The sequence below is a fragment of the Propionivibrio pelophilus DSM 12018 genome (assembly GCF_059569095.1).
Window position 1 is genome coordinate 26,176 of sequence record NZ_JCANUT010000043.1, and the last position, 8,865, is coordinate 35,040.

Consider the following 8,865-nt stretch of genomic DNA (forward strand, 5'->3'; position numbering starts at 1 on the left):
GAGCGGTCACCCTGCGATGGTTGTCGTTGTTGTGGCGGATTTGGCAGCAACGCGATGTTGCAGGGGCTTCTCGATCACCACGGAGTAGAGCCGGTAGCAGCGCAGGCAACGGCTCGCCTCTTCGTAGGCGACGTCCTTGGCGATCGTGCCATCGACCTCGGCGAAGCTGCGGATCCGTTCGTCGGCCGGAAGTTCGGGCACGCGGGCCCGCGCTTTCTTCAGCGGCGGATGTTCCAGGCACTCGCTGGCGAGCAGGTTGTTCCGGGCAAGGAAATTCTGCATACGCCGCTCCGGGGAAACACGCACCTCACCGTCGAGCAGCCAGGCACGGATGCTGGCGGCGGCCCGTTCGCCGTGATCGAGCGCATTGACCAACGTCAGCGGCCCGAGCACGCAGTCGCCACCGGCGAAGACGCCTTTGCGGGTCGTCTGCAGGGTGTCGGAATCGACCTTGATGCAGTTCCAGCGGTCGAGTTCGATGCCTTCTTCGGGTTTGAGTACCGTCGCATCGACAACCTGGCCGATGGCGGCGATCAGCCAGTCGCAGGGCAGAAGCGTTTCCGAGTCGGGAATGGGTTCGACGTTGCGCCGGCCCTTGGCGTCCTTTTCGGTCTGACGCATCTGCACGAGTTTGACGCCGGTCAGGCGATCATCCTCAATGACCAGTTCGGACGGGTTGGTCAGGCAGTGGAAGACGATGCCTTCCTGTTCGGCAGCATGGATTTCCTCATGGTCGGCGGGCATGTCGTCAACGGTGCGGCGATAGACGATATGGACGGTTTTGGCACCCATCCGCCGCGCCGAACGCACGCAGTCCATGGCGACGTTACCGCCGCCGACGACGACCACCTCGCCCTGCAGCGGGAACGGCTCGCCGTACTCGACCTGTTTGTGCACCTTGAGCAGAAAATCAACGCCGGACAGGTAGCCTTCGGGAAGAAGCTCCTCGTTGCGGATGCCGAGTTGCGAGCCCCGGCTCGCCCCGTAGCCGAGAAACACGGCGTCGTAGCCGTGCGCCATCAGGTCGTCGACCGAGAAGTCGCGGCCGAGCACCTTGCCGTAGTGGAACTGGCCGCCAAGCTGACGGAGGAGATCCTCGCTCTCGGCCTTGACCACGTCCTTCGGCAGCCGGTAGCTGGGGATGCCGATCGAGGCCATGCCGCCCGCCGATTGCTGGGCGTCGAACACGTCGACAGCGAACCCGCCGAGCAGCAGTTTGTAGGCGCAGGTGATTCCCGCCGGACCGGCGCCGACGACGGCGACGCGTTTGGCGTGTTTCTCGGCACTCGGCGCCAACTTGAGGCGGCCATGCAGCAGCGCCTGGTCAGCGGCGTAGCGTTTCAACATTCGGATGCCGACGGCACCCTCGGCGGCATTGCGCCGGCAGGCGTCTTCGCAGAAGCGCACACAGACGCGGCCGCAGGTGGCCGCCATCGAGTATTTGTCGAGTACCACCCCGAGAGCGAAGTCAAACTTGCCGCTCTTGACGCCGTCGATGTAGCGCGGCACGTCGATCTTCGACGGACAGGCTTCGATGCACGGCGCGGTGGTGTAGGTGAAACTGTGCTGGAAGACGGCCTGCGCCGGGGTCATGGCGGCAAATTCGCCGGGGAAGTGCGTCAGGGCCGCATGCAGTGCCCGTGCACAGTTCTGGCCCATGCCGCAGAGAGAGGTGGCTGTTATTTGGGTGGCAAGGTCACCCACTTCATTCAAGGCATTAGCTTCCGCCGAACCCGCCGCAACCTCTTTGAGCAAATCCCGCAGTCGCTGCGTCCCGACCCGGCACGGTGTACACCGGCCACATGATTCTGTCGCCGCCTTAGTAAGGTACTCTGCAAATGCTTCTGCCAAACAGACGTTCTCATCGAGCACCAAAAAGCCACGATCGGAAATGAAGGCCTTGGCTTTCATCTCTGGCACAAGTTCCTTGAACCCGGTTAGCGGCAGATCCCCACGCTCGCAGCGTTCGGTTCGTGCATCAATGACCGCTCTGTCCCAAACGCCGTATACATACTGATGCATCTCTTCTCCTCATCAAAAAACCTTTGCTCCACGCGCAACCACGCTTTGAATCCCTTACCGCATGGCAAAAACCAATTGACCACCTGGAGTCATCGAAACGAACCTGAAAAATTCGCTCTGGGAAGTAATCACCGCGACCATCTCATCAAGAATTGTCGACAGATCTTGTCGGACATTTTGATAAAGAATCTCGCTGGTTTCGTGGTGCATCAAAGATGCGACATGCTCCTTCTCCAGACATCTGGACGATTCGCCAAGAGCTGCCGCCGCAACATCAGGACTCCCCGGAAGCGAACTGAGCGATTCCAGAGCGGATTCCACGAGCGTGACGCAAGAAGAATGATTACGAATGCGCCCTAATAGTTGGTAGACAAGGATTACCGCACGGCCAAGGGCAATGACTGAAAAGCAACCGTCGACCATTGCAGATGCATTGTTCTGCCCGCAACTAGCCAATCTAGCCACGCGCAAGACTCGGTGGCTGGAACGCTGCAACCAGCGCTCGCCGTTGCGCGCCCGGTTCGCCACCATCGATTGAAGGTCACGAACTACCATCGCTCCGAGTTCACCAATCCGTCGCCGGAGGCTGAACGGAGGAAGCAGTTTAAAAGTAAGATAGGAAGCCCCGCTGCCTATTACCAAAGCGAGCGCACCAAACGCAATGTCTTCCCCTGAACCTAACGACAACGCTCCTGGCTGTGCGACAAGCAGGAAACACAAGACGATTTCCACACCAAAGCTGCGGGTTCGTGGAAAAGACATCAATAGTGCGCCAAGGATGAAAACTGGCGACGAAGCACACAGAATCCATTCGATCGACGGAACGACAGGAAATACAAGAGTGCGCATCACGATGGCCAAGCCACCCCCAACGGCAGAACCGATAACAATTCCCCGGAGTACTGACGAGGGGTTCTCCAGGGGCGAAAAGAGGATCACGAACATGCACACCCCCATCAGCATCAGGTTACCGTAGCTCCATCCGCTTAATACCCAAAGCGATCCGACTACAAAAATGGCACAAAGCGCGCGCCACGCTGCGTAATGGGCAGCCAGCCAGTCTCGGTGCAAGACAAGGTTGAATGATGGAGATCTGCTTGTATGTGCGGCATGGATCACAGATTGCTCTTGATCGAAAGTCCGAAGCAGGTCGTGCATTTCTATTAGCAATCGCCCGCGCAGGGTCATATCGATCCCGATTAGCCGTAGTTCCTTCCGCACAGACTCCAAAGAACTTTCGCGTACGGACTCATTCAACACATCCGCTAGAGCCTTGCACCATGACGCAGCCTTTATCTCTGAATACTCGGACTGATGGCTCTCGCGCTCCCATGTCTTGCGCAGCGCACTGGCAATAGAAAGAAGCGAGAGTTGAGCTCCCAACACGGCACGTACGTGGCGGTTCAACAGGTGCGCTCGGGGAGACCCGGAAGCAGCGTGGTCCAACAAGTCTTCAAGTGAAGCAATGTCAAGCACAACTTCAAAACGCAGTTTGCGCATTTTCGCCGCAGAGACATCCGACAAGATTGCGCCAAGGGCCCGCAAAGTTTTTCCCCGCAAACGCTGCAGACGCTCTTCAATGTCGATGCCAGACGTCTTTGGCGAAAAAAACAGAGTGAAGACGATCGCAACGGCGATACCGATGAAAATGTTCGCTACCCGGGCGAAATCGAGATCAAGGGCGTGAGATGGCTGATGCACACTCTGCAAAACGACGATTGCTGCCGTTGCTCCGGCCAGCAGCACTGAATATGCGGAGTAATGCCGCAACAGGTTACCGACCCAGGCACAAAGAGCCACCCAGAGCGCAAGACAGAGGATGGAGGCGAGAGGCGCTCCTTGCGCGACAAGGGCAATGAGCGCACCGGCCTGAGCACCAACAATCGTTCCTAGTACACGAAACAGGCTTTTCTCAAACAACGCGCCTCGATCCGGCTGCGCCACGAACCACACGGTCATGGCAGCCCAGTGTGCACTGGACAAACCTAGTAAGGTTGCCGCAACCAACGCCAGCCAACTCGCAAGCGCCGTACGCAGGCCAAACTTGAACAATCCGTAATCCAGGGTATATCTCCAAGCACCACACATTTCATCGGAGCGCGTAGAAACGGTGATTTGTTAAAAAAACGTCTCACCGAGTATTGATATATGCCAAAGGCGTAGCTATTTGTAAGCACCTGATCCTACGACCAGATCCTCATACCCCTCTACATAGATCGCCTTGTCTTCAATCTTCCCGGTCGCGGGATTCTTTACCTTGAAGTACTGCCAGCCTCTGCGCTTCTCCCGTACAAGCTCAATGCGTTCCCGCACAATCTGACGCCCCTGGATACCTGTTTTGCCATCACAGCATGATCGCCTGAGCAATCGTTGGAAGTTCGCTCTGCTGGGTACTACGCATCCGGTGCTGACTATGCGGCTGCCAGTCGCGGCACATAATCGGCCTGGAATTCCCGGTCATGAGCAAGCAAGGCCCAGATGGTTCTTGCGTTCCTGTTCGCCAAGGCGACGGCAGCAATATTCGGGTTTCGTCTGTCGAGCAAATGGTTCAGCCAGGGATTCGACTTGGCATGACGGGTTGCCGCCAAAATCGCGGCCCGTGCGCCGTGGATCAACAAGGTCCGCAAGTACACGTCTCCGCGCTTGCTGATGCCCAGCAGGGTTGGCTTGGCCGTTACCCAACTTATACAAGTCTTTGCACTAATTCACTACGTTTTGTGGCACGCCATTTTTGAACCCCACTAAATTCTCAACCGCTATGCGCATCAAGCGTTGCCTCGCCTCAGTGGTGGACCAAGCAATGTGGGGAGTCACAATGCAATTGGGAGCAGACAACAATGGATTGTCGAACTGAGGGGGCTCAGACGAAAGTACGTCGACTGCTGCCCCAGCAACGTGGCCTGAATTAAGCGCGTCAGCAAGGTCCTGTTCAACGATCAACGGGCCACGCGCAGTATTGATTAGCAATACTCCGCGTTTCATTTGAGCGATGCTCTTTTTGTCGATCATTCCTCGATTGTCCTCAAACAAAGGACAGTGCAAGCTTATAACATCAGCGGTCGAATATAGATCATTAATGCTCGAAACATATTTTAACGTTGCGCTTTCTAGGTGCTTATCTACCACCTTGTCGTAGACCAGAACACGCATGCCAAGGGCTTGGGCGATCCTAGAAAAAGCTTGACCAATGCGTCCGAATCCTATTAGTCCTAAAATCTTGCCATCCAGCTCGACTAACTGTCCGTTCCAGAAACAAAAATCAACGCTTTTTGCCCAAAACCCGGAACGCGCAATTTCACTATGGTGACCAACTCTATGGCATAACTCAAGCAATAGCGCCGTAGAAAACTGGGCGACCGACATCGTCCCATAGGTTGGAATGTTGCATACCGTAATTCCGTTCTCTCGCGCAGCCTCAATATCAACAACGTTATAGCCAGTTGAAAGTAGGCCAATGAACTTAACGTTAGGGCAATTAAGAAGATGATCACGAGTCAAAACCGTTTTGTTAGTAAATACAACTTCGGCCGAACGAACTCGGTCAACAACCATCTCGGGTAACGTACGAGCATATACCGTTAAATCTCCCTGTTCGGCTAGCTCGTTCCACGACAAATCCCCAGGGTTCAGAGTTCCCCCATCAAGAACCACAATTTTCATTAGCACTCCAGAAATCTAATTAATTTATCGAAATGACACACTCAAGATGTCACGTTGATTTGTCCAAATCTCGTCGCCGTTTCGGTGTTGTACGTCGAGAACCATGGCATTTAAAATGCCGCGTAAGATTTACCCTGATTCAGACACCATTGATCCGGAACGAACAATACTCAAATTCCACGTGCTGCGTCTGTCGAAACCCATTTCAGCTGGCGCCCATAGATTGAGTCTCAGACGTAACTCCGCCTACTACATATCCGCTTTCGACTGAATAGCTGCATGATGCTTTGGTCACTTGAATCGCTTTGTTTTGAGAACGGCGTGCGTCGCGTGGCGCACACCTTTGGTCTTCATGATTGGAAATAGGCTGCCTTTAGTGCCGTAAAGAATTCCTGATTGCTGTGACCAATCGAGTAAGCCCCGAAGCCAGAGTCCTTTACACCACCGAACGGCATATGCGCTTCGCTCGCTGTTCCGTGGTTAATGTGGACCATCCCCGATTCGCTCTCACGAACAAAACGAAGTGCTTCATCAATATCACGGGTAAAGATAGAAGCAGCCAAGCCATATTTAACCGAGTTCGCCACTGCAAAGGCCTGATTGGCATCCCGCACAGAAATTACGCTTAGAACGGGGCCAAATACCTCCTCATGAGCAAGCCGTTTATCTGGCGCAACACGGTCAATTAGAGTCGGCTCAAGGAAGTGGCCATGGGCAAATTCGCCTTCTTCCAGTACGCGGCCACCGAATCGAAGACGCCCTCCCTCATCGAGTCCGACCGCCATGTTACGCAAGACAGAAACGCGATGCTGGTCGGTAATCAGCGGTCCCATCGTAGCCTGCGGATCCCATGCCGGGCCAACGCGGATTGCCGAAAGTTCTGCCGCCAAGGCCTCAGTCACTTCATCGACGAGATTTTCCAGCACTATCACACGACTGATTGCAGTACAACGTTGACCGGAACAAGCAAAAGCTGCTGAGGAAATCTGCTTGGCAACACTACCAACGTCCTTGTAACCGAGAACTACTGCAGGGTTCTTTCCTCCAAGTTCTAGCTGTGTGCGCACGAAGCGATGAGCAACCTGGGTATTGATATCGGCTCCGATCCCCGTCGATCCGGTAAAGGTAACTCCACGTACCAATGGGTGCCGAATCATCGCCTCGCCAGCAGCCCGCCCGGAACCAAGAATCAGATTCACCACTCCATTCGGGAGTCCTGCTTCCTTAAACACTTCCATCAGTTTTACGGTCGACCAAGGCGTAAGGGTGGCCGGTTTGAATACAACGGTACAACCATAAGCAAGCGCTGGCCCGATCTTTCGTGCCGGAGTCACCACCGGAAAATTCCAAGGAGCGATCGCGGCAATCACACCAATCGGCTCACGCAAAGTCATGGCCAAACCCTTGCGCTTCTCGCTCGGTAGCGTGTCACCATCGATGCGACTGGCCTCTCCGGCGGCAAACCGCAGCTCCTTAGCAGCACGCATTACCTCGCCTCGAGACTCCCCAAGAACCTTGCCTTGCTCTGCCGACAACGTAAAAGCAATTTCCTCGGCGCGTCGCTCTAAAATATCAGCCGCCTTAAACAGAATCGATCCTCGTTCAGGCCCCGGCACTTCGCGCCACGTTTTCCAAGCTTTATGTGCTGCACTAACTGCTCGTTCGACATCTTGCGAAGTGCTTTCAGCAAAATAGCCAAGAACCTGATCTTTACGAGCAGGGTTACGGATCTCTGTCGCGCTAGCACCGACATCCTGCCATTCGCCATCAATGAAGTTCCCGTAGCGGCCACCTACATTCTTGTCAAGCCAAGTTTGCATATTCGTAGTCATTCGGTTTTCCCTTTTAAAGTTCGGCACTCAAAAGTGCTTTCATGTCGTCACGAGTCGGCTTACGCGGGTTCACCAGCACGTTTCCGGAAAGCAATGCCTCGTCGACAACACTGTCGAAATCAGCCTCTGTCACGCCAAACTGGCCAAGTTTGGCCGTAATCCCAACATCCGCCTTAAGGCTTTCAATCGCGACTACTGAACGGTTAGCTGCCTCGTGTAGGCTTAGGTCCTTAATCTGTTCACCGAAGATTTCTGCAATACGCGCATACTTACCAAGATTGCCAGGTAAATTAAAGCGCATCACCGCAGGTAGCATGATTGCATTTACCAGCCCATGAGGAATATGGAACCGCGCACCAAGAGGCATCGCGAAGGCATGCACTAGACCGAGACGCGTGCTATTGAAAGCCATGGCCGCAATGGTGCTAGCAAGCAACAGATCCGCACGAGCCTGCGCATTGTCAGGCTGAGCAACTGCCACGCGCAGGCTTCTCGCGATAAGAGCCATCGCCTGTTCTGACATCGCTTCAGAGATCGGCTGGGTAGCCTTGTTTACGTAGGATTCGAGCGCATGTACCAGTGCATCCATACCTGTCGCCGCTGTTATGGCCGGGGGCAATGAAACAGTCAATTCAGGGTCAAGAAGAGCCACTCGCGGACAATTAAGAACACTCCCAACGCTGATTTTGACTTTCTTTTCCTTATCCGAAAGAACCGACCAGATGGTCAGTTCGCTACCCGTCCCTGCAGTGGTGGGAATTGCTACGACCGGCACCCCAGCTCTTTCAACCTTGCCGACACCAACATAGTCGCGAATGGTGCCCGGGTTATTCAGCATAAGACCAATCGCCTTGGCAGTATCCAAAGCACTACCCCCACCCACTCCAATCACCACATCACAAACTTCCGCCTTGGCAAGCTGAACGCCGTTATCCACGGAACTCACATCCGGATCGCTCTCGATGTCGGAAAAGGGAATAGATGGGATTCCAGCACTCACGAGTGTGCCAATAACACGTTCGACCACACCCGCCTTGACCACGCCAGGATCACCAACCACAAACGCGCGCGTACCGCCCAGCCCCTTCACTATCGAGGGAAGTCTGGCAAGCGATCCCCAACCGAACTCTATCGCTGTAGGAATATGGTAGCTAAAGGATGGAATAGTGTAAGTCATGCTTTCTCGGTTCCTCTTCTAATTTCACGTTTAAACGATCCAGGTAACTTACTATTGGTAGCCGTCTCCAAAATTGCCGAAACACTCAATAACTCGCCCTGGTGGCCAAATATCTTCAAAGCGCTGAACGCCTTAATCCGCTTAATCAACCCACGCCCTGCAGTTTCTTGAAAC

At 54.6% G+C, this 8,865-nt stretch carries 5 protein-coding genes and 1 pseudogene; all 6 read right to left on the reverse strand.

What is annotated here, in order from left to right; translation table 11 throughout:
- Positions 1–6: 6 nt before the first annotated feature.
- The 6 genes and pseudogenes from BO74_RS15475 to BO74_RS15500 all read right to left on the reverse strand — a co-directional run bounded on the left by BO74_RS15475 (position 7) and on the right by BO74_RS15500 (position 8,691).
- Positions 7–2,022, reverse strand: a complete 2,016-nt coding sequence (locus BO74_RS15475) for an FAD-dependent oxidoreductase (protein ID WP_496443332.1) — start codon at positions 2,020–2,022, stop codon at positions 7–9.
- Between the two features lie 54 nt (positions 2,023–2,076).
- Positions 2,077–4,074: an FUSC family protein gene (locus tag BO74_RS15480; RefSeq protein WP_496443334.1), complete on the reverse strand. Its 1,998-nt coding sequence runs from the start codon at positions 4,072–4,074 to the stop codon at positions 2,077–2,079.
- A 359-nt stretch (positions 4,075–4,433) separates the two neighbouring features.
- Positions 4,434–4,691: pseudogene (locus tag BO74_RS15485) on the reverse strand (IS110 family transposase); the annotation flags it as partial.
- Between the two features lie 31 nt (positions 4,692–4,722).
- Positions 4,723–5,682 (reverse strand): D-2-hydroxyacid dehydrogenase, encoded by a 960-nt coding sequence (locus tag BO74_RS15490; protein ID WP_496443336.1) that lies wholly within the window; start codon positions 5,680–5,682, stop codon positions 4,723–4,725.
- A 350-nt stretch (positions 5,683–6,032) separates the two neighbouring features.
- Complete coding sequence (locus BO74_RS15495) at positions 6,033–7,514, reverse strand: aldehyde dehydrogenase family protein (protein WP_496443338.1); 1,482 nt, start codon at positions 7,512–7,514, stop codon at positions 6,033–6,035.
- A 13-nt stretch (positions 7,515–7,527) separates the two neighbouring features.
- Positions 7,528–8,691, reverse strand: a complete 1,164-nt coding sequence (locus BO74_RS15500; protein ID WP_496443340.1) for an iron-containing alcohol dehydrogenase — start codon at positions 8,689–8,691, stop codon at positions 7,528–7,530.
- Between the last annotated feature and the right edge of the window lie 174 nt (positions 8,692–8,865).

Coding starts and splice junctions, on each gene's coding strand:
- BO74_RS15475 (WP_496443332.1), bottom strand. CDS start 2,022: ATGCATCAGTATGTATACGGCGTTTGGGACAGAGCGGTCATTGATGCA.
- BO74_RS15490 (WP_496443336.1), bottom strand. CDS start 5,682: ATGAAAATTGTGGTTCTTGATGGGGGAACTCTGAACCCTGGGGATTTG.
- BO74_RS15495 (WP_496443338.1), bottom strand. CDS start 7,514: ATGACTACGAATATGCAAACTTGGCTTGACAAGAATGTAGGTGGCCGC.
- BO74_RS15500 (WP_496443340.1), bottom strand. CDS start 8,691: ATGACTTACACTATTCCATCCTTTAGCTACCATATTCCTACAGCGATA.